16 protein-coding genes are annotated in these 19,541 nt (G+C 63.7%); 7 read left to right on the forward strand and 9 right to left on the reverse strand.

Annotated elements, in window-relative coordinates; genetic code table 11:
- Window positions 1-62: 62 nt before the first annotated feature.
- Complete coding sequence (ycaC, locus tag DV532_RS24490; protein WP_004375560.1) at window positions 63-689, reverse strand: isochorismate family cysteine hydrolase YcaC; 627 nt, start codon at window positions 687-689, stop codon at window positions 63-65.
- 71 nt (window positions 690-760) lie between these two features.
- Entirely contained in the window at window positions 761-1,123 is a 363-nt protein-coding gene (locus tag DV532_RS24495) for a helix-turn-helix domain-containing protein (protein ID WP_056794061.1), read from the reverse strand.
- 180 nt (window positions 1,124-1,303) lie between these two features.
- Between DV532_RS24495 and DV532_RS24500 the strand changes: the two genes are divergently transcribed.
- The 4 genes from DV532_RS24500 (at window position 1,304) to DV532_RS24515 (ending at window position 6,651) form a co-directional block, all read left to right on the forward strand.
- Window positions 1,304-2,281, forward strand: coding sequence for a GlxA family transcriptional regulator (locus DV532_RS24500; protein ID WP_056794060.1), 978 nt, complete (start codon window positions 1,304-1,306; stop codon window positions 2,279-2,281).
- A 175-nt stretch (window positions 2,282-2,456) separates the two neighbouring features.
- Entirely contained in the window at window positions 2,457-4,244 is a 1,788-nt protein-coding gene (locus tag DV532_RS24505) for a monovalent cation:proton antiporter-2 (CPA2) family protein (protein WP_056794059.1), read from the forward strand.
- A 140-nt stretch (window positions 4,245-4,384) separates the two neighbouring features.
- On the forward strand, window positions 4,385-5,296 hold the full coding sequence (locus tag DV532_RS24510; RefSeq protein WP_056794058.1) for a LysR substrate-binding domain-containing protein: 912 nt from the start codon (window positions 4,385-4,387) through the stop codon (window positions 5,294-5,296).
- A 92-nt stretch (window positions 5,297-5,388) separates the two neighbouring features.
- The gene (locus DV532_RS24515) at window positions 5,389-6,651 is read left to right on the forward strand and encodes an OprD family porin (protein WP_056794057.1); all 1,263 of its coding nucleotides are present in this window, start codon (window positions 5,389-5,391) and stop codon (window positions 6,649-6,651) included.
- A 103-nt stretch (window positions 6,652-6,754) separates the two neighbouring features.
- On the opposite strand, the gene DV532_RS24520 is transcribed toward DV532_RS24515, so the two are convergent.
- From DV532_RS24520 to ycaC (DV532_RS24535), 4 genes are all read right to left on the reverse strand, one after another.
- Entirely contained in the window at window positions 6,755-8,728 is a 1,974-nt protein-coding gene (locus DV532_RS24520) for an amidohydrolase (protein ID WP_056794056.1), read from the reverse strand.
- 236 nt (window positions 8,729-8,964) lie between these two features.
- Entirely contained in the window at window positions 8,965-9,783 is an 819-nt protein-coding gene (locus tag DV532_RS24525; RefSeq protein ID WP_056794053.1) for an alpha/beta fold hydrolase, read from the reverse strand.
- Between the two features lie 39 nt (window positions 9,784-9,822).
- The gene (locus DV532_RS24530; protein WP_120715379.1) at window positions 9,823-10,389 is read right to left on the reverse strand and encodes an antibiotic biosynthesis monooxygenase; all 567 of its coding nucleotides are present in this window, start codon (window positions 10,387-10,389) and stop codon (window positions 9,823-9,825) included.
- A 115-nt stretch (window positions 10,390-10,504) separates the two neighbouring features.
- Window positions 10,505-11,134: an isochorismate family cysteine hydrolase YcaC gene (gene ycaC / locus DV532_RS24535; protein WP_056794049.1), complete on the reverse strand. Its 630-nt coding sequence runs from the start codon at window positions 11,132-11,134 to the stop codon at window positions 10,505-10,507.
- Between the two features lie 260 nt (window positions 11,135-11,394).
- Between ycaC (DV532_RS24535) and DV532_RS24540 the strand changes: the two genes are divergently transcribed.
- Window positions 11,395-12,822, forward strand: a complete 1,428-nt coding sequence (locus tag DV532_RS24540; RefSeq protein ID WP_056794047.1) for a mechanosensitive ion channel family protein — start codon at window positions 11,395-11,397, stop codon at window positions 12,820-12,822.
- Between the two features lie 89 nt (window positions 12,823-12,911).
- Here DV532_RS24540 and DV532_RS24545 read toward each other — a convergent pair whose 3' ends face one another.
- Together DV532_RS24545 and DV532_RS24550 are read right to left on the reverse strand one after the other, a co-directional pair.
- Window positions 12,912-14,198 (reverse strand): FAD-binding oxidoreductase, encoded by a 1,287-nt coding sequence (locus DV532_RS24545; RefSeq protein WP_056794046.1) that lies wholly within the window; start codon window positions 14,196-14,198, stop codon window positions 12,912-12,914.
- 166 nt (window positions 14,199-14,364) lie between these two features.
- A complete protein-coding gene (locus DV532_RS24550) occupies window positions 14,365-15,855 on the reverse strand; it encodes an aldehyde dehydrogenase family protein (RefSeq protein WP_056794044.1) in 1,491 nt (496 codons plus the stop codon).
- A 135-nt stretch (window positions 15,856-15,990) separates the two neighbouring features.
- Between DV532_RS24550 and DV532_RS24555 the strand changes: the two genes are divergently transcribed.
- Complete coding sequence (locus tag DV532_RS24555) at window positions 15,991-16,881, forward strand: LysR family transcriptional regulator (protein WP_056794042.1); 891 nt, start codon at window positions 15,991-15,993, stop codon at window positions 16,879-16,881.
- Window positions 16,882-17,077: 196 nt separating this feature from the next.
- Entirely contained in the window at window positions 17,078-18,472 is a 1,395-nt protein-coding gene (locus DV532_RS24560; protein WP_056794041.1) for a VOC family protein, read from the forward strand.
- Between the two features lie 63 nt (window positions 18,473-18,535).
- Here the strand turns inward: DV532_RS24560 and DV532_RS24565 are convergent, their stop codons facing one another.
- Window positions 18,536-19,462, reverse strand: a complete 927-nt coding sequence (locus DV532_RS24565) for a LysR substrate-binding domain-containing protein (protein WP_056794039.1) — start codon at window positions 19,460-19,462, stop codon at window positions 18,536-18,538.
- Window positions 19,463-19,541: the final 79 nt, after the last annotated feature.

The raw sequence follows: 19,541 nt of genomic DNA on the forward strand, positions 1-19,541 counted from the left end.
GGGCAAGCCCGCTCCTACAGGCACTTTCCTGTTGGAGCAGGCTCACCCGCGAAGTGTTTATCTCAACGGGCGCTCAGGGCCGCATAACTGTTCATCAGGTTGCGGTAGTTGGGAATCCGCTGCGACAGCAGGTTACCCAGCCCTTCAATGTCATTGCGCCAGTCGCGATGCAGCTCACAGGCCACCGAGAACCAGTTCATCATCTGTGCGCCGGCCTGGGTCATACGCACCCACGCCGCCTGCTGCACGGTTTCGTTGAAGGTGCCCGACGCATCGGTCACCACGAACACTTCAAAACCTTCCGCCAGCGCCGACAGCGTCGGGAACGCCACGCACACATCGGTCACCACGCCAGCGATGATCAGTTGCTTGCGGCCCGTGGCCTTGATCGCCTTGACGAAGTCTTCGTTGTCCCAGGCGTTGATCTGACCCGGGCGGGCAATGTACGGCGCGTCCGGGAACATTTCTTTCAGCTCGGGCACCAGCGGGCCATTCGGGCCTTGCTCGAAGCTGGTGGTAAGAATGGTCGGCAGGCCGAAGAACTTGGCCAGGTCGCCCAAGGCCAGCACGTTGTTCTTGAACTCGTTGGGCGAGAAGTCCTGCACCAGCGAGATCAGGCCAGTCTGATGGTCGACCAACAGTACCACGGCGTCGTCTTTGTTCAGGCGCTTGTAATCGGGTTGGCTCATGGGGTGACTCCTTGGGTTGGGAAAATGGCCCGGCACTGTCCGCAGGGGTTATACCGGCGGATAGCTTGGGTTTAAGAAAGCACCTGCGCCTGGCGCCAGGCCTTGGGCGGCTGCCCGACCAGGCGGCTGAAAGCGCGGGTGAAATGGGCCTGGTCGCAAAAACCGCATTCCAGGCTCACGTGGGTGATCGGCACCTGGGTAGTAAGCAGGCGTTTGGCCTTTTCCATGCGCGCCTGCAGGCGCCAGGCCTGTGGGGAAAGGCCGGTGTTAACCTTGAACGCGCGGGAGAAATGGCTGCGGGTAAGGCTGCATAAGCCGGCGATCTCGATGATCGACAACGGGCTGTGCAACATCAATTCCTTGGCTCGGCGCAACCGTGCGGGTGTCAGTGCGCCGGGGGTTTGCAGTGGCTCTTGGGGCGTCCCGAGGTGCATGGCGACTCTCCTGTTCAATGCAGAAAGTCTCGCCCCCGGCCCATGACAAAGTCCTGAGCCAAACCTGAATTGTTGTTAAATCTGCACTGCTGGCCCTGGCTGTTTTGCCGATACCTTAAGATGCGTTTCGTATTCTTCTTCAGGCCGCTGCAGGCGGCCGGTATTCAAGGCGAAAGAGGTATGCAGGTAAAACCCGCCCACCGCACCGTGGCCATGGTGCTGTTCAACGATGTGTTGTTGCTGGATGTCACCGGCCCCATGGATGCATTCGCCATCGCTAACCGGTTTTTGCCTGCAGAACGGCAATACCGGCTGCTTACCCTGGCCGAGGGGCAAGCAGCGGTACGCGGCTCATGCGGGCTGAAAGTGGTGGCCGACCTGCGCCTCGAAGACTTGCCAGAGGCCGTCGACCTGTTGCTGGTACCCGGTGGCCCGGGGGCCTATGACATCGCCCTGCCCGGGATCGAGCGCTGGCTGCCCCAGGCCGTGCGTCGGGCCAAGCGCTTCGGTGCCATCTGCACCGGGGTGTTCCTGCTGGGCCGCGCCGGGCTGCTGGACGGCTACCGCTGCACCACCCACTGGAACTACGTGGAGCGCCTGGCACAGGTGTTCCCTGAAGCCAAAGTCGAGACCGAGCAGATCTACGTGATCGACCGCTGCCTGATCACCTCGGGCGGTATCACCGCTGGCATCGACCTGGCACTGGCGGTGGTGGCCGAGGACCACGGCAAGGCGCTGGCTCTGGAAGTGGCCAAGGTACTGCTGGTTGCCCGTCATCGCCCGGGCGGGCAAACACCCTACGGGCCGCTGCTGGCTGCGGTACCGCGGGATGATTCGCCGATTGCCCGGGTGCAGGCGTACATCGTTGACCATATCGAGCAGGCGTTCACCGTGCAGAAGATGGCCGACCTGGTGGCCATGAGCAGCCGCAACTTCGCCCGCACGTTTCAGCGCGAGGTGGGCATCACGCCGTTGCAGTACTTACAGAACGCGCGCATCGACCGGGCGCGCAAGCTGCTGGAAGGCAGCGACCTGCCGTTGAAGGTGGTGGCGGCGCAGTGCGGGTTTGGCAGTGACCGGCATTTGCGCAAGGTGTTCTGCGAACGGATCGGCATGACACCGGCGCAGTATCGGGCGCAGTTTGGTGGCAGTGAATAGTGCGACCTGCGCCGGCCGTTTCGCGAGCCTGCCCGCGAAGCGGCCGGCACAGACTGTCACCGTCATAGGGACAATGTGTCTTCCCGGCAGCAGATTGTCTGCCGCTGGCTTAACCCCCAGAATTGTCCGCCAAACTGATCTAACGCTGCCCCGGCAGCTCATGGAGTACGAGCCGATGCCACACGAAGGCAGCCTTCTGCAAACCGCGGTGATCTTCTTGCTTGCCGCTGTCCTCGCCGTCCCCCTGGCCAAGCGCCTGCAACTGGGGGCGGTGCTTGGTTACCTGCTCGCGGGCGTTGCCATTGGCCCACAGGCGCTAGGTTTGATCCGCGACACCGAAAGCGTGGCGCACATTTCCGAACTGGGTGTGGTGCTGCTGCTGTTCATCATCGGCCTGGAGCTGTCGCCCAAGCGCCTGTGGCTAATGCGCAAGTCGGTGTTCGGCGTCGGCACCGCCCAAGTGCTGTTGACCGGCGCGCTGATCGGCGCCATTGCCCTGTTTGGCTTCAACCAGACACTCCCAGCGGCCATCGTGCTCGGCCTGGGCCTGGCGCTGTCGTCCACTGCCCTTGGCCTGCAGAGCCTGGCCGAGAGCAAACAGCTCAACGCCCCGCACGGCCGCCTGGCATTTGCCATCCTGTTATTCCAGGACATCGCCGCCATCCCGCTGATCGCCCTGGTCCCGCTGCTGGCCGCCAGTGGCCCTGACACCAGCCATGGCGACAGCCTGGAGCATGGCCTGAAGGTGTTCGCCAGCATCGCCGTGGTCATCGTCGGGGGCCGCTATCTGTTGCGCCCGGTGTTCCGCACCGTGGCCCGCACCGGCCTGCCGGAGGTGTCCACCGCCACTGCGCTGCTGGTGGTGATCGGCACTGCCTGGCTGATGGAGGAAGCCGGCATTTCCATGGCCCTGGGCGCCTTCCTCGCCGGCCTGTTGCTGGCCGACTCGGAATACCGTCACGAGCTGGAATCGCAGATCGAACCGTTCAAAGGCCTGCTGCTGGGCTTGTTCTTCATCAGCGTCGGTATGGGCGCCAACCTACGCCTGCTCCTGGAAATGCCGCTGGTGGTGCTGGGCCTGACCCTGCTGCTGGTGGCGGTGAAGCTGGTGTTGCTGATCGGCGTCGGCCGCCTGGCTGGCGGCCTGAACAGCGCCAGCGCGTTGCGCCTGGGCATGGTGTTGGCCGCCGGTGGCGAGTTTGCCTTCGTGGTGTTCAAGTTGGGCAAGGACCAGGGCCTGTTCGATACCCAAACCTACGACCTGTTGCTGATGACCATTACCCTGTCGATGGCCATCACCCCCCTGCTGATGATTGGCTGTGCCCGCGCTCTCAAGCGCCCGCAACCAGCGCGTGAAGTGCCCGAGCAGTACAAGCAGATCCACACTGATGCACCCCGGGTGGTGATCGTCGGCATGGGCCGCATGGGCCAGATTGTCGCGCGCATCCTGCGCGCCCAGAAGATCCCGTTCATTGCCTTGGAAACGTCGGTGGATGCCATCGAGATGACGCGCATGTTCGAGCAGGTACCAGTGTTCTACGGCGACCCGCTGCGCCCCGAAGTGCTGCATGCAGCCAAGGTGGGTGAGGCGGAGTACTTCATCATCACCATCGATGACCCGGAAGCTGCCATTCATACGGCAGCGCGGGTTAAACGCCTGTACCCACACTTGAAAGTGCTGGCCCGCGCGCGTAACCGCCAGCATGTGCACAAGCTGGTGGATGTGGGTGCCGAGCCGATTCGCGAGACCTTCTACTCCAGCTTGGAGATGACCCGCCGGGCGCTGGTCGGGTTGGGCTTGAGTGATGAGCAGGCGGCGGACCGGATCAAGCGGTTTACCCAGCATGACGAAGAGGTGCTGGTGGCCCAAGGGCAGGTACGCGATGACCGGGCCAAGGTGATGCAGACGGCCAAGGAGGCGCGGGTGGAGTTGGAGCGGTTGTTTGATTCGGATGCGGATTGAGGGCTTCGAGTGCATGCCTGTAGAGTTGCAGCTCCCTTGATATCGGTAAACCCGCTCCTACAAGGACCTCATAGCCCTGTAGGAGCGGATTTACCCGCGAAGAGGCCAGCGCAGGCAACCCACCACTCGGAGACCGATAATTGGAAGACCTCAACTCCCTCTACTACTTCACCCAGGTAGTCGAGCACGGTGGCTTCGCCCCGGCTGGCCGGGCGCTGGACATGCCCAAGTCGAAGCTCAGCCGGCGCATCGCCGACCTTGAAGACCGCCTGGGCGTGCGCCTGCTGCACCGCACCAGCCGCCACTGCTCACTCACCGAAATTGGCCAGGCCTACTACAACCGCTGCCTGGCGATGCGCGTGGAGGCCGAGGGCGCGGCAGAGATCATCGAGCGCAACCGCAGCGAGCCACGTGGCCTGGTGCGTATCAGTTGCCCGACTACCCTGCTCAATTCCTGGGTCGGGCCGATGCTGACCCGCTACATGCTCAAGTACCCGCAGGTGGAACTGTTCATCGAGAGCACCAACCGCCGCGTCGACCTGCTACACGAGGGCTTCGACATCGCCCTGCGGGTGCGCTTTCCGCCGCTGGAGAACACCGACATGGTGATGAAGGTGCTGAGCAACAGCACCCAATGCCTGGTCGGCCAGCCGCAGTACCTGGCGCAACTGCCCGACGGCTTCACCCCCCAACTGCTCGGCACGTTGCCCAGCCTGCACTGGGGCAGCGCCCAGCGTGAGTACCAGTGGGAACTGTTCCAGGGCGAGGACACTAGCCGCAGCATCCTCATCCCGCACACGCCGCGCATGGTGACGGACGACCTGTTCGCCTTGCGCCATTTCGTGGTGGCTGGGGTGGGTATTGCCCACCTGCCGCGGGTGGCGGTGCGCGAAGACCTGGCAGCCGGGCGGCTGGTAGAACTGATGCCGGGCTGGCACCCGCGTTGTGGCATCGTGCATGCGATTTTCCCGTCGCGGCGGGGGCTGCTACCGTCGGTGCGAGCGCTGATCGATCATCTGGCCGAGGAGTTTGCGGACTGCGACATGGCTTGAATCTTGGGGCCAAAAAGCCCCCCAGCACACCCTTACAAGACCCCTGGCCTATCCTTCATCCACAGTCCCGGATCATCCCCCTCGGAGCCCCCATGATCCGCGCCACTCACGGACCAGGCCGCGCCCTGCTCGCCACCCTCGCCCTGTGCCCGGCCCTCAGCCAGGCCGAAGAACCCGGCTGGTCGCTGCTCAGCCGTAACTATTTCCTGCACAGCGACTTCCGCTCGCCCTCCGGCAGCGGCCAGAACTACCGCCAGGAATGGGCCCAGGGCTTCATCGGGGAAGTCCGCTCCGGCTTCACCGACGGCACCCTCGGCGTTGGCATCGATGCCCATGGCTTTCTCGGCCTCAAGCTCGACGGTGGCCGCGGCCATGCCGGCACCGGCCTGCTGCCGCGCGACAGCGATGACCGCGCCGCGTCCGACTACTCCAGCGCCGGTGCCGCGCTCAAGCTGCGCCTAGGCAACACCCAACTGCGCTACGGCGAAATGACCGTGGAAACGCCGGTGTTCGACACTGGCGACAAACGCCTGCACCCGGAATACGCCGCCGGCTGGTTGCTGGAGAACAGCGACCTGCCCGACTGGCACCTGCAGGCCGGGCGTTTCACTGCCTTCAACAATCAGGACAACAGCTCCAGCCACGACGACTTCAGCGGCTACGGCGCCACCACCAACCACCGTGCTATCAGCCTGGCCGGCGCCACGTTCACGCCCGCGGGCCCCTTCGGCGGCGCGCTGTACGCCGGGCAACTGGAGGACACCTGGCGCCAGGCTTACCTCAACCTCAACCTGGCCGAGGGCAACTGGCGCCTGGACGGCAATATCTACCAGACCAGCGACACCGGCAACGCCAGCGCCGGAGCAATCGACACCCTCGCCTACAGCCTGCTGGCCAAGTACCGCTTCGGCGCCCAGGCGCTGAGCGTGGCCTACCAGAAGGTCGAAGGTGACACGCCATTCGATTTCGTTGGCGGCGACTCCATCTACCTGGCCAACTCGATCAAGTACGCCGACTTCAACGGCCCCGGCGAGCGCTCGTGGCAGCTGCGTTACGACCTCGACTTCGCCACCCTCGGCGCCCCCGGCCTGAGCTTGATGGGCCGCTACGTCAGCGGCCGTGGCATAGACGGTAGCCACGCCCCGGCCGATGGCGCCTACGCAGGCCAGCAAGGCCAGGGTGGCAAGCACTGGGAGCGCGACATCGACCTGAGGTACGTGGTGCAGTCGGGCGCCGCCAAGGACCTGAGCCTGTCGTTTTCGCATGTCAGCCACCGGGCTAACCAGGCCCAAGCCGGCGATGACATCGACCGCATTTACCTGATCATCGAATACCCACTCAAAGGCAGCTTCTGAAGGCTGTGCAGCCCCTGTAGGCGCGGGTTTAGCCGCGAAAAGGCCGGCACTGAAGAAACAAAAAAGGGGCCAAAAAATGGCCCCTTCTTCGTATCAGCTCAGCTTAGAACGCAAAGCACGAGCACCCCAGCGCCCCCCAGAAGCCCTGGAAGTCATTGACCGGCACGCTCGACTTGCGTGCCTTGTCATGGCTGTGGGCATGCACCCCGCAAGGCCCCGAGCACTGGTGCACGGCTGCAGCCAGCGACGGGGTACCGACGCGCCAGTGCCCTGGCACCTTGGCAACCGGTGACCACTCCGGCAGCACCGGTACCTGCGGTGGGCCAAGCTTGTCGAATTCCGCCGCGCCATACACCACCTTGCCATCGACCACGGTCAGCACCGATTCGATGCCCTTGATCGCTTCCTCATCAACGCTGAAGAAGTCCAGCGACAATGCCGCCAGGTCAGCCAACTGGCCCACCTTGATTTGCCCTTTCTTGCCCTGCTCGCTGGAGAACCAGGCACTGCCCTGGGTAAACAGCTGCAGCGCGGTATCGCGGCTGAGGCCTTCCGGGTACAGCTCCATGCCACCGACGGTCTTGCCGCTGACCAGCCAGTACAACGAGGTCCACGGGTTGTAGCTGGACACGCGGGTGGCGTCGGTACCGGCCCCCACCGGCACGCCCATATCGAGCATGCGCTTGATTGGCGGGGTTTGCTCGGCAGCCTTGGCGCCGTAGCGGTCGACGAAGTACTCGCCCTGGAAGGCCATGCGGTCCTGGATGGCGATACCCCCGCCCAGCGCACGCACACGCTCGATGTTCTGCGGGGTGATGGTTTCGGCGTGGTCGAAGAACCACGGCAGGCCGTTGAATGGGATGTCGCGGTTAACTTTCTCGAATACGTCGAGCATGCGCGTGATCGATTCGTTGTAGGTGGCATGCAGGCGGAACGGCCAACGCTGCTCGACCAGGTGGCGCACCACCGGCTCCAGCTCTTGCTCCATGGTTTGCGGCAGGTCTGGGCGTGGCTCGAGGAAGTCCTCGAAGTCGGCGGCAGAGAACACCAGCATTTCGCCGGCGCCGTTATGGCGCAGGAAGTCGGTGCCGCTGTGCAGCTTGACGCTGGAGGTCCACTTGCGGAAGTCGTCGAGCTCTTCCTTAGGCTTCTGGGTGAACAGGTTGTAGGCGATGCGCACGGTCAGCTGGTTGTTGTCAGCCAGTTCCTGGATCACCGAGTAGTCGTCGGGGAAGTTCTGGTAGCCACCGCCAGCATCGATGGCGCTGGTCAACCCCAAGCGGTTGAGCTCGCGCATGAACTGGCGGGTGGAATTGACTTGATACTCCAGCGGCAGCTTCGGCCCCTTGGCCAGCGTGGCGTAGAGGATCATCGCGTTGGGGCGGGCGATCAGCATGCCAGTCGGGTTGCCGAACTTGTCACGCTGAATCTCGCCACCCGGCGGGTTCGGAGTGCTCTTGTCGTAACCGACGGCCTTGAGCGCGGCGCGGTTGAGCAGCGCGCGGTCGTACAGGTGCAGCAGGAACACCGGGGTCTCGGGTGCGGCCTGGTTGATCTCTTCCAGCGTCGGCATGCGTTTTTCGGCGAACTGGAATTCGTTCCAGCCACCAACCACGCGCACCCACTGTGGGGTCGGCGTGCGGGCGGCTTGGTCTTTGAGCATGCGCAGGGCATCGGCCACCGACGGCACGCCTTCCCAGCGCAGCTCCAGGTTGTAGTTCAGGCCACCACGGATCAGGTGCAGGTGCGAGTCGTTCAGGCCGGGGATGACGGTGCGTTGCTTAAGGTCGATGATCTGCGTGGTGGCGCCCTTGTGGGCCATGGCCTCGGCGTCGTTGCCCACGGCGATGAAGCGGCCATCCTTGATGGCGACGGCGGTCGCGGTGGGCTTTTCACGATCAACGGTGTGCAGTTTGCCGTTGAACAGAATCAGATCGGCGGTCATGGAGCCTCCTTGGGTGGATGCGTAAGCGGAACCGGTAAAGGGCAATGCGGACCAGAGCGCGCCGGCGGCACCGATCACGGTGCTGGTGGCGAGGAACTGGCGCCGGGTCTTATCGTTGCGGTCCTGGGACATGGTGTTCTCCGTCTGGGTGCGGCGGCGGCAGGCGCAACTGCGGAGCATGCCGGTTGGTGCAGGGCCAAGGCTTGGATGGATGTGCGGTGGGTTGTAGAAGGTTAGCCTTGTTCAGGCTTTGTGCTGCCTGGGCCGGCCTCTTCGCGGGCAAGCCCGCGTCTAAAGGGTCAACACAAGGTCTGACGCTTGTACCGTACCCTGTCGGAGCGGGTTTACCCGCGAATGCCCCAGCACAATTACTTCTGCAAGAACGCCAGCAGGTCTTCATTCAGTTGCTGCGCATGCGTCACCGCAAACCCGTGCGGCGCCCCGGCATACACCTTCAGTTGCGCCCCGCGAATCAGCTCCGCGGCCTGCTTGCCGGTGGTCTCGAATGGCACGATCTGGTCGTCGTCGCCATGGATCACCAGGGTCGGCACATCGACCTTGGCCATGTCCGGGCGGAAGTCGGTCTCGGCAAACGCCGTCACGCAATCCAGGGTGCCCTTGATCGACGCCATCAGCGCAATGTTCAAGGTCTGCGTCTGCACGCCCTGGGACACCTGCTGCCCATGGTTCAGGCCATAGAACGGCGTGGCGAAATCGGCGATGAACTGCGCCCGGTCGGCACGCAAGCCGGCCTTGATACCTTCGAACACCGACAGGTCGACGCCTTCAGGGTTATCTTCACGCTTACCGAACACCGGCGTTACCGCCCCCAGCAGCACCAGCCCGGCTACCCGCTCGCTGCCGTGACGGGTGATGTAACGGCTGACGTCGCCGCCGCCCATCGAGAAGCCCACCAAGGTCACTTCACGCAGGTCGAGATGCTCGATCAGCTGGGCGATGTCATCGGCGAAGGTGTCGTAGTCGTAGCCGCTCCACGGCTGGCTCGAACGGCCGAAGCCCCGCCGGTCGAAGGCGATAGCGCGGTAGCCGCGGCTGGCCAGGAACTCCATCTGCGAATCCCACATGTCAGCATCCAGCGGCCAGCCGTGGCTGAACAGTACGGGCTTGCCGGTGCCCCAGTCCTTGTAATAGATCGAAGTGCCATCGCGGGTAACGAACGTGCTCATGTCGGTATCTCCTTGAAAATGTCGAGGTAAAGGCCTGGCTCAGCCGCGCAGCCAGTTGGCGCAGCGGCGGGTTACCCAAGGCATGATGAAGAACACCACGGGCAGGATGACGAACAGGTTGCCGACCAGGTTGCCGATGATCGGGCCGCCCAATTGCGGGAAGCGTGCGAACAGCGGCGCCAGCAGCGGTGGAATGACCATGGTCATGGGGCAAATCACCAGGTAGGTCAGCAGCGCCTGCTTCCAGCGCGGCGGTTGCGCTGCGCGGGTGCTCGGCGGGGTGAACCAGAACTCCGGGTCGTCGTGCACCTGGGTCTGGTCACCGCCTTCGAGCAGCGGCAGTACTTCGTTGACCAGCGCCTGGCGCTCGGCCGAGTTGACCCAGGCCTGCAGCAGGCTGGCATCGGCGAAGCGCACCACGGTGGTGAAGTGCAGCCCGCCGTCGTCAGGGCGAATGACGTTGACGTCCAGGTGCCCCGGCTGGCGGCGCGCGGTGCTGACGGTGCGCTTGAGCCACGCTTCGTAAGCCGCCAGCGACGCAGCACGTACCTTGTGCTGAATGACCAGGGTCACCACGTTGCGGTTGTCTTGGAGTGCGGTGTTCATCGGCGTTCCTTGGGATGAGCTTGCCCGCATCCACTGTGCAACGGTGAACGGGCGCTGGATTGGACAGGTGTGCTGCTGTGCGGGGGCACCGACTGGCGGTGCCCGGGCAGTTGGCTTACTTGCTGGCGTTGAAGGCGTTGTAGCTGGTCATCAGGTTGCGGTAGTCCGGGATGTGGTTGGAGCACAGCGCGGCCAGGCCTTCAATGTCGTTGCGCCAGTCGCGGTGCAGCTCGCAGGCCACGCCAAACCAGGTCATCAGTTGCGCACCGGCACGGCTCATGCGGTCGTGGGCGGCGTCGCGGGTCATGGCGTTGAAGGTGCCGGAGGCATCGGTGACCACGAACACGTCAAACTCTTCTTCCAAGGCCGCAAGGGCCGGGAAGGCTACGCACACTTCGGTCACCACGCCGGCGATGATCAGTTGCTTCTTGCCGGTGGCCTTCACCGCTTTGACGAAGTCTTCGTTGTCCCAGGCGTTGATCTGGCCTGGGCGGGCGATGTAGGGGGCCTCTGGGAACAGGGCTTTGAGCTCTGGCACCAGTGGGCCGTTAGGGCCTTGCTCGAAGCTGGTGGTGAGGATGGTCGGCAGGTTGAAGAACTTGGCCAGGTCGGCCAGGGCCAGCACGTTGTTCTTGAACGCATCCGGCTCGATATCGCGAACCAGCGACAGCAGGCCAGCCTGGTGGTCAACCAGCAGTACGGCGGCGTCGTCTTTGTTCAGGCGGTTGTATTTGAAGTGGGTCATGGCGGTTGCTCCTAAGGGTTTTGATCTGCAGTAATTGGGGTGTTTCGCGTTGATGGGAGAAGATTAAAACCAACACCTTTGGAGCGGTAGATAGCGCTTTTTGGCTGTAGCGTTCTGTTTTATGAACGATGGTTTGGCGTTGTATTTGCTGGCCTCCTTGCGGGTGAACCCGCTCCAACCGGTAATGCACAGGCCCCATTGCTTGCCCGGCCAACCTGCTCTATTACTACCCACAGCCCTCCCCTCACCCCGAGACCACCATGCTGGCGTTTATCCAGTCGTCCCCGTTGTTGCTCGGTACCACCCTGATCCTGCTTGACCTCGTACTTTGGCAACTGATCCCCCTCCAGCAAAGGGCCTGGCGCATCGGCACGCGGCTGGTGATCTTCCTGCTGTTCAGCTCGGTGTTGGTGGCCGCCGGCATGAGCCCACTGCAACCGCCCCCCTGGCCCGACGAGGTGTCCCGCAACCTGATGGCCACGGTGCTGGCGATTGGCTGGTGGCTGTTCGGTGCACGCACGGTAACGGTGGTGTTCGGCCTGTTGTTGGTAGCGCGTGGCAGCCATGGCGGGCGCCTGCTGCAGGATGTGTTGGGGGCGCTGATCTTCTTGGCTGCCGTGGTCGCCGCCGCGGGCTATGTGATGCAACTGCCGGTCAAGGGCCTGCTGGCCACCTCCGGCGTGATGGCCATCGTCATCGGCCTGGCGCTGCAGAGCACGCTGGCCGACGTATTCAGCGGCATCGTGCTGAACACCACGCGGCCCTATCAGATTGGTGATTCGATCTCTATCGATGGCACCGAAGGCAAGGTGCTGGACATCGACTGGCGCGCCACCCGCTTGCTGACCGGCAGCGGTAGCCTGGCGGTGATTCCCAACTCGGTAGCCGCCAAGGCCAGGCTGCTCAACCACAGCCGCCCGGCCGATGTGCATGGCGTGTCGATCAGCGTGGTGGTGCCGGCCAAGGTGCGGCCCAAGCGGGTGTTCGATGCGCTGGAAAAGGCCTTGCAGGGCACCAGCGCAATCCTTGCCTCACCCAAGCCAAAGGTGTCGGTGAAGGTTTCGACGCTGGAGTCGGTAGAGTACGAAGCCAGTGGTTTCGTCGCCGACATGGGCGCCAAGACCGACGCGCGCAATCAGCTGTTCGACCTGGCCCATCGGCACCTGGAGGCCAGTGGCGTGATGTGGAACATCGACCTGGCCATGCCCCCGCGCAGCCGCCAGCGTGAGGTATTGGATGAGGTACGCGTGTTCCGTTCGCTGAGTGATGAAGAGCGCGATGCCCTGAGCCAGCGCATGACGGCGGTCGAATACCTGGCAGACCAGATAATTCTGGGCGTGGGTGACAACTCGGACCACTTGCTGGTGATTGCCAGTGGAGTGGTGTCGGCGTCGGTGCGCGATGGTGACAAACTGCTGGAGGCCGGGCGCATGGGGCCGGGCGAGGTGCTGGGGATCGAAGGGATCATCGATGAAGATGATTCGTTTGCCGAGTTCCGCACGTTGACCAGTTGCGTGCTGTACCGGATTGACAAGGAACAGGTGAAGAGCTGCCTGGTGCAGCGCGGCGAGGTGCAGACGGCATTGAGCAAGTTGCAGCGGTTTCGGCGGCAGAGCCGGGAGTCGTTGCTGCTGCAGAAGCCGGTTTCGATCAAGAAAGGCGGCTTCCTTAGCTGGTTACACAAGTAAGCCGGTACCGGCCTGTTCGCGGGCAAGCCCGCTCCTACATTGCCCTCACAGGCGGTGAAGAGCGGGTTTACCCGCGAAACGGCCAGTGACTACAACACCACCCTCAGGCATTGCCCCGCGTGGTACAGCGAGAAGCCGGACTCGTAGAATGCAGTGCGCAGCGATGGCGCACTCACGCCGCTCATTGGCGAGAATGGAATCGGCAAGCTATCCGCCTCGCCCTTGAGCAGAAACTCGGCAAATGCGCGGCCAATCACGGTACCGGTGGTATTACCGCGCCCGTTATACCCGGTCACCGCCACCAGCCCCGGCGCCGGCTCGAACAGGCGCATCAAGTGATCGGGGGTGAAGTCGATGCAGCCGGTCCAGTGCATTTCCCACTCGACCTTGCCCAGTTCAGGGTAGTAATGGCTCTGGATGCGGTCGGCCCAGCTGCGCACGAACCAGGATGGCTTGTTGTCTACCCGCCCCAGGCTGCCAAGCAGCAAGCGGCCCTGATCGTCACGGCGGATGCTGCTGAGCACTGTGCGGGTATCCCACGAACCCTGGCCATGTGGCAGCACCTTGTCGGCCGCAACGCCTTGCAGCGGCTTGGACGCCACTTGGTAGTAATACCCACGGAAGAACTGCTTCTGCAGGTTGCTCCAGTCGCCTTCGGTATAGGCGCCGGTGGAAATCACCACCTTGTCGGCGCGCACCGAGCCGCGTGCGGTCTTCACCCGCCAGGCATCGCCGTCACGCTCAAGGCCTTCGACCGCAGATTGCTGGAACAACTTGCCGCCCAGGCGCGCTGCAGCAGCGGCCAGGCCCTGGGTGTAACCCATGGGGTTGATGGTGCCGGCGCGGCGGTCGAGCAGCGCGGCGGAAATTTTGTTGGTTCCGCAGTATTCCTGGCACTTGGCGCCAGTCAGCAGCTCCACGTCGGCACCGCGGCGGCGCCATTGTTCGTGGCGTGCCTCGAGGTCGGCGATGCCAGTGGCGTTGTGCGCCATGTGCAACGTGCCTTTGTGCTGGGCCTGGCAGTCGATGCCATGGCGCTCGATCATCGCGAACACTTCGGCGGGGGCTTCGCCAAGAACCTTGTTCAGGCGGCTGCCCTGCTGCAGGCCGAGGGTGGCCTCGACGTCGTCGGGGCGAATCCAAGTGCCCGCGTTGACCAAGCCGACGTTGCGCCCGGAGCCACCGTGGCCGATCTTCCAGGCCTCCAGCAGGATCACCGACTTGCCCTGTTCGAGCAGGTGGATGGCCGCCGACAGGCCGGTAATGCCGCCGCCGATCACGCAGACATCGGCCTTGTGCTCACCGGCCAGGGCCTGGGTGGCGACGGTCGGTTTGCTGACGAATTCCCACAAGCATTGTTGACGCAGTTCGGACATGGCCCGGCTCCAGCGATTGTTCTTGTTGGGGCCGCCGAGGCGGCCCATTCGCGGGTAAAACCGCTCCCACAGGGACCACACAGGCCTCAAGGGCAGTGGAGAACCTGTGGGAGCGGGTTTACCCGCGAACCGGGGGCCAGGCCCCCGGCCATGCAGCATCAAGCTATCAGTCGAACACAATACCCTGCGCCAGCGGCAGCTCGCGCGAGTAGTTCACAGTGTTGGTCTGGCGGCGCATGTAGCCTTTCCAGGCATCCGAGCCGGACTCACGACCACCGCCGGTCTCTTTCTCGCCACCGAAGGCACCACCGATCTCGGCGCCGCTGGTGCCGATGTTGACGTTGGCGATGCCGCAGTCGCTGCCCGAAGCGCTCTGGAAGCGTTCGGCCTCACGGATGTCAGTGGTGAAGATGCACGACGACAGGCCTTGTGGCACTTCGTTGTTCAGGCGCAGGGCCTCTTCGAAGTCGTCGTAGGCCAGCACGTACAGGATTGGGGCGAAGGTTTCGTGGCGCACCACGTCGCTCTGCGCCGGCATTTCGGCAATGGCAGGCGACACGTAGTAGGCGTTCGGGTACTGGTCGGCCAGCTGACGCTCGCCGCCAAACACCTGGCCACCTTCGTCGCGAGCCTTGGCCAGCGCACCCTGCATGGCGTCGAACGACAGTTTGTCGATCAGCGGGCCAACCAGGTTGTCTTTGCGTGGGTCGCCGATGCGCACTTTGCCGTAGGCGGCTTTGACGCGAGCAACCACTTCGTCCTTGATCGAGCGGTGTACGATCAGGCGACGCAGGGTGGTGCAGCGCTGGCCGGCAGTACCGACGGCGGAGAACAAGATGCCGCGTACGGCCAGGTCGAGGTCTGCGCTCGGGGCGAGGATCATGGCGTTGTTGCCGCCCAGTTCCAGGATGCTGCGGCCGAAGCGAGCGGCCACACGTGGGCCCACTTCGCGGCCCATGCGGGTGCTGCCGGTGGCGCTGACCAGCGGTACACGCGGGTCGTCGACCATGGCTTCGCCAGCTTCACGGCCACCGATCACCAGTTGGGCCAGGCCAGCCGGGGCATCGCCGAAGGCTTTCAGGGCTTTTTCGAACAGCGCCTGGCAGGCCAGGGCGGTCAGCGGGGTCTTTTCAGATGGCTTCCACACCACCGAGTTACCGGCCACCAAGGCCAGAGCAGTGTTCCAGGCCCATACCGCGACCGGGAAGTTGAAGGCGCTGATCACGCCGACCACGCCCAGCGGGTGCCAGGTTTCACGCATGTGGTGGCCAGGGCGCTCGGAAGCGATGGTCAGGCCGTACAACTGGCGCGACAGGCCTACGGCGAAGTCACAGATATCGATCATTTCCTGCACTTCACCCAGGCCTTCCTGGGTGATCTTGCCGGCTTCGATCGAGACCAGCTCGCCGAGGTCGGCCTTGTGCTCACGCAGCACTTCACCGAACAGGCGTACCAATTCGCCACGGCGCGGGGCCGGTACGGTGCGCCAGGCGTCGAAGGCGCTGTGGGCCTGATCGATGCAGGCGATGGTCTCGGCCTTGCCGAGCAATTTCACCGAGGCGATCTGGCTGCCGTCGATCGGCGTGTGAACAGGGTAATCGCCCTGGGTGTAAGTCTCGGCAGCAACGCCAAGGCGCTCGAGCAGTCCAGCAACCATTTGTGCATCTCCTACATCGGTGATGGGGTGGAAAAATGATGTGGATCAGTATTAATCCGATCACACCAGTGCAACAAACGACCTTTATTCCGCATATCATTCCGTCAGGTAATGATTTGAGCCGCAGAGACCGCTATGTCCAAACGCCTGGTGCCCTCCATGACCGCCCTGCAGTGCTTTGAGGCTGCAGCCCGTCATTTAAGCTTTACCCGTGCCGCCGAAGAACTGCACCTGACCCAGAGTGCGGTCAGCAAGCAAGTCGCGCAGCTGGAAGACATGCTGCGCCACCACCTGTTCCTGCGCATCCGCCGCCGCCTGCAACTGACGCCGGCCGGCAGCCTGTACCTGGCCGAGGTCAACAAAATCCTGACCCAAGTCGACATGTCCAGCCGCTACGTGCTCACCTATGGCGAGCAGACCGAGATACTGAAGGTAGCCACTCAACCAAGTTTTGGCGTGCGCTGGCTGATCCCGCACCTCAAGGGCTTTGGCAAACGCCACAGCAACATCCACCTGGACATTCGCAACGAAATGGAGCCTTTCGCCCTGTTGCAGGGCTCGGCGGACGTGGTGTTCTTCTATGGCCAGGGCACCTGGCCGGGGGCTACCTGCGTGGAGTTGTTCCGCGAAGAGGTGGTGCCGGTGTGCGCGCCGGAGCTGCTGGCCGGGCGGGAGCTGGGCAGTGCCGCGGAACTGGCCGAGCTGGTGCTGCTGCAGAGCACGTCGCGGCCGGAGGCTTGGCATGAGTGGTTCCTGGAACAGGACCTGCAAAGCGTCAGCGCCTATCACGGGCCGCGCTTCGATACGTTTTATATGGCGTTGAGCGCAGCGCAGACTGGGTGTGGGGTGGCACTGGTGCCGCGTTATCTGGCTGCGAAGGAATTGGCCGAGGGTAGCCTGGTAATGCCTTGGAACCATGCGATGCGCAGTGCCGGGGCACATTACCTGGCGTATGCCGAACATGCGGCGGAGGTGCCCAAGGTGCGGGCGTTGGTGGAGTGGATTCACGAGCAGCTGCAGGCTTGAGATTGCCAGGGCCGCTTTGCGGCCCATCGCCGGCAAGCCAGCTCCCACAGGGTCCCCACAGGCGCGGAGAACTGTTGCTGGCAATGGGCCTTGAGGTCGATCAAAAAAGGAATGACACGCTCACTTTTTTTCGCTTGTGAGCCAAGTGCATTCCCAGCTTTCATGTAAGCATCCGAACCCAACCAGGAAGCTAGCGATGCCCGCCCACGATTTCGTCAGCCCCGACAGCATCCGCGCGCAGTTCTCTGCCGCCATGTCGCTCATGTACAAACAGGAAGTGCCTCTGTACGGCACGCTGCTGGAGCTGGTGAGCGAAATCAACCAGCAGGTGATGGCCCAGCAGCCCGAGGTTGCCCAAGCGCTGCGCTGGACCGGCGAAATCGAGCGCCTGGACCAGGAGCGCCACGGCGCTATCCGCGTCGGCACCGCCGAAGAGCTGGCCACCATCGCCCGGCTATTCGCGGTCATGGGCATGCAGCCGGTCGGCTACTACGACCTCAGCTCTGCCGGCGTGCCGGTGCACTCCACCGCCTTCCGCGCGGTACACGAGCAGTCGCTGCACGTCAGCCCGTTCCGCGTGTTCACCTCGCTGCTACGCCTGGAATTGATCGACAATCCGCAGCTGCGTGAACTGGCACAGGGCATCCTGGCCAAGCGCCAAATCTTCACCACCCGCGCCCTCGAACTGATCGCCCAAAGCGAGCGTGATGGTGGCCTGAACGCCGCAGATGCCCAGGCGTTCGTGCAAGAAGCGCTGCACACCTTCCGCTGGCACCATGACGCCACCGTCACTGCCGAGCAGTACCAACAACTACACGACCAGCACCGCCTGATTGCCGACGTGGTGGCCTTCAAAGGCCCGCACATCAACCACCTGACCCCACGTACCCTGGACATCGATGCCATCCAGCTCGGCATGCCGGCCAAGGGCATTCCGCCGAAGGCCGTGGTCGAAGGCCCGCCCACCCGTCGCCACCCGATCCTGCTGCGCCAGACCAGCTTCAAGGCCCTGCAGGAAAAGGTCGCATTCAGCGACCAGCAGGGCAGCGAAGGCAGCCACACCGCGCGCTTTGGCGAAATCGAGCAACGCGGTGCGGCACTGACCCCCAAAGGTCGCCAGCTGTACGACAAGCTGCTCGACGCCACCCGCGCCGCCTTGGGTGGCGCACCGGCCGAGGCCAACGCCGAACGCTACATGGCGTTGCTAAAGGCAACTTTTGCCGAGTTCCCGGATGACCTGGCGCAGATGCGTGAACAGGGCTTGGCGTACTTCCGCTACTTCGCCACCGAGAAAGGCCTGGCCGCTCGCGACCAGGATGGCCGCCCGACCACCCTGCAAGGGCTGATCGACGCTGGCCATGTGCATTTCGAGGCGCTGGTGTACGAGGACTTCCTGCCGGTGAGCGCGGCGGGGATCTTCCAGTCCAACCTGGGTGACGATGCGCAAGCTGAGTACGGCAGCAATGCCAACCGCGAAGCGTTCGAGGCAGCGCTGGGGCTGCAGGTGCAGGATGAGCTGGCGCTGTATGCGCAGAGTGAACGCCGCTCGCTGCAGGCGTGTGCCCAGGCTCTGAATCTGGGCTCGATGTAAATCCCTGGGTCGCCTGCACCGGCCTCTTCGCGGGCTTGCCCGCGAAGAGGCCGGTGCAGGCGTTCAGAGGGGCGGCAAGATTTGCACCTCCGGCAAATCCATCGCCGCCACTTCCTCTTCCAGAAACGCACTCAACCGCCGCAACCGCTCGCCGCCCAACCGGGTACGCGGCCACACTAAGTAGTAATCCATGCCGCTGGGCACCGCCGTCGGCCAGGGCAAGCTCAAGCGCCCCTGCGCGACGTCCTCGGCCACCATCAGCAAATCGCCCATGGAAATCCCGTAGCCGCGTGCCGCAGCTATCATGCCCAGTTCCAGGGTGTCGAACACCTGCCCACCCTTGAGCGAAACCTTGTCGCTCAGGCCCATGCGCTCCAGCCACGCGCGCCAGTCACGCTTGTCCACCGTGGGGTGCAACAGTTCGATGCAGGCCAACCGGCGTTCGTCCCATGGCCCTTTATCCAGCAGGTCTGGCGCACCGACCGGGATCAGCAACTCCGGAAATAGCCTGCGCACCTCCCACTCCGCCGGGAACACGCCGTCACTGAGCAATACCGCGCAATCGAACGGTTCCTGGTTGAAGTCCACATGGTCGACATCCATCCAGGCGCTGGTCAACTGCACCTCGTTGCCCGGCTGCAAGTGGCGAAAGTGGCTGAGGCGCGCCAACAACCAGCGCATGGTCAGGGTCGAAGGGGCCTTCATACGCAGGATGTCATCTTCACCGCGCAGGGTATCGCACGCCCGCTCCAGCGCCGCAAACCCTTCGCGCACCCCCGGCAGCAGCAGCCGCGCCGCTTCGGTCAGTTGCAGGCTGCGGCCACTGCGCACGAACAGGCGGCAGGCAAAGTGGTCCTCCAGTGTGCGGATATGCCGGCTGATCGCACTTTGGGTAATCGACAGCTCTTCACCGGCGCGGGTGAAGGAGCTTAGCCGCGCGGCGGCTTCAAATGCGCGCAAGGCATACAGCGGAGGTAGCTGACGAGACATGAGGCACCTGTCATACGGGGCTGAGCGAATCACCGGGAAGCATACATACATGAGTCAGACTCATGCCAACGATCGCTTT

It is taken from the genome of Pseudomonas sp. Leaf58 (assembly GCF_003627215.1).
Classification (GTDB): Bacteria; Pseudomonadota; Gammaproteobacteria; order Pseudomonadales; family Pseudomonadaceae; genus Aquipseudomonas.

Bases quoted from the DNA above. Each gene is read 5' to 3' on its own strand.
- ycaC (WP_004375560.1), bottom strand. From the start codon at position 689: ATGAGCCAACCCGATTACAAGCGCCTGAACAAAGACGACGCCGTGGTA.
- DV532_RS24555 (WP_056794042.1), top strand. From the start codon at position 15,991: ATGTCCAAACGCCTGGTGCCCTCCATGACCGCCCTGCAGTGCTTTGAG.
- DV532_RS24500 (WP_056794060.1), top strand. From the start codon at position 1,304: ATGCAGGTAAAACCCGCCCACCGCACCGTGGCCATGGTGCTGTTCAAC.
- ycaC (WP_056794049.1), bottom strand. From the start codon at position 11,134: ATGACCCACTTCAAATACAACCGCCTGAACAAAGACGACGCCGCCGTA.
- DV532_RS24565 (WP_056794039.1), bottom strand. From the start codon at position 19,462: ATGTCTCGTCAGCTACCTCCGCTGTATGCCTTGCGCGCATTTGAAGCC.
- DV532_RS24505 (WP_056794059.1), top strand. From the start codon at position 2,457: ATGCCACACGAAGGCAGCCTTCTGCAAACCGCGGTGATCTTCTTGCTT.
- DV532_RS24550 (WP_056794044.1), bottom strand. From the start codon at position 15,855: ATGGTTGCTGGACTGCTCGAGCGCCTTGGCGTTGCTGCCGAGACTTAC.
- DV532_RS24545 (WP_056794046.1), bottom strand. From the start codon at position 14,198: ATGTCCGAACTGCGTCAACAATGCTTGTGGGAATTCGTCAGCAAACCG.
- DV532_RS24540 (WP_056794047.1), top strand. From the start codon at position 11,395: ATGCTGGCGTTTATCCAGTCGTCCCCGTTGTTGCTCGGTACCACCCTG.
- DV532_RS24495 (WP_056794061.1), bottom strand. From the start codon at position 1,123: ATGCACCTCGGGACGCCCCAAGAGCCACTGCAAACCCCCGGCGCACTG.
- DV532_RS24515 (WP_056794057.1), top strand. From the start codon at position 5,389: ATGATCCGCGCCACTCACGGACCAGGCCGCGCCCTGCTCGCCACCCTC.
- DV532_RS24525 (WP_056794053.1), bottom strand. From the start codon at position 9,783: ATGAGCACGTTCGTTACCCGCGATGGCACTTCGATCTATTACAAGGAC.
- DV532_RS24530 (WP_120715379.1), bottom strand. From the start codon at position 10,389: ATGAACACCGCACTCCAAGACAACCGCAACGTGGTGACCCTGGTCATT.
- DV532_RS24560 (WP_056794041.1), top strand. From the start codon at position 17,078: ATGCCCGCCCACGATTTCGTCAGCCCCGACAGCATCCGCGCGCAGTTC.
- DV532_RS24520 (WP_056794056.1), bottom strand. From the start codon at position 8,728: ATGTCCCAGGACCGCAACGATAAGACCCGGCGCCAGTTCCTCGCCACC.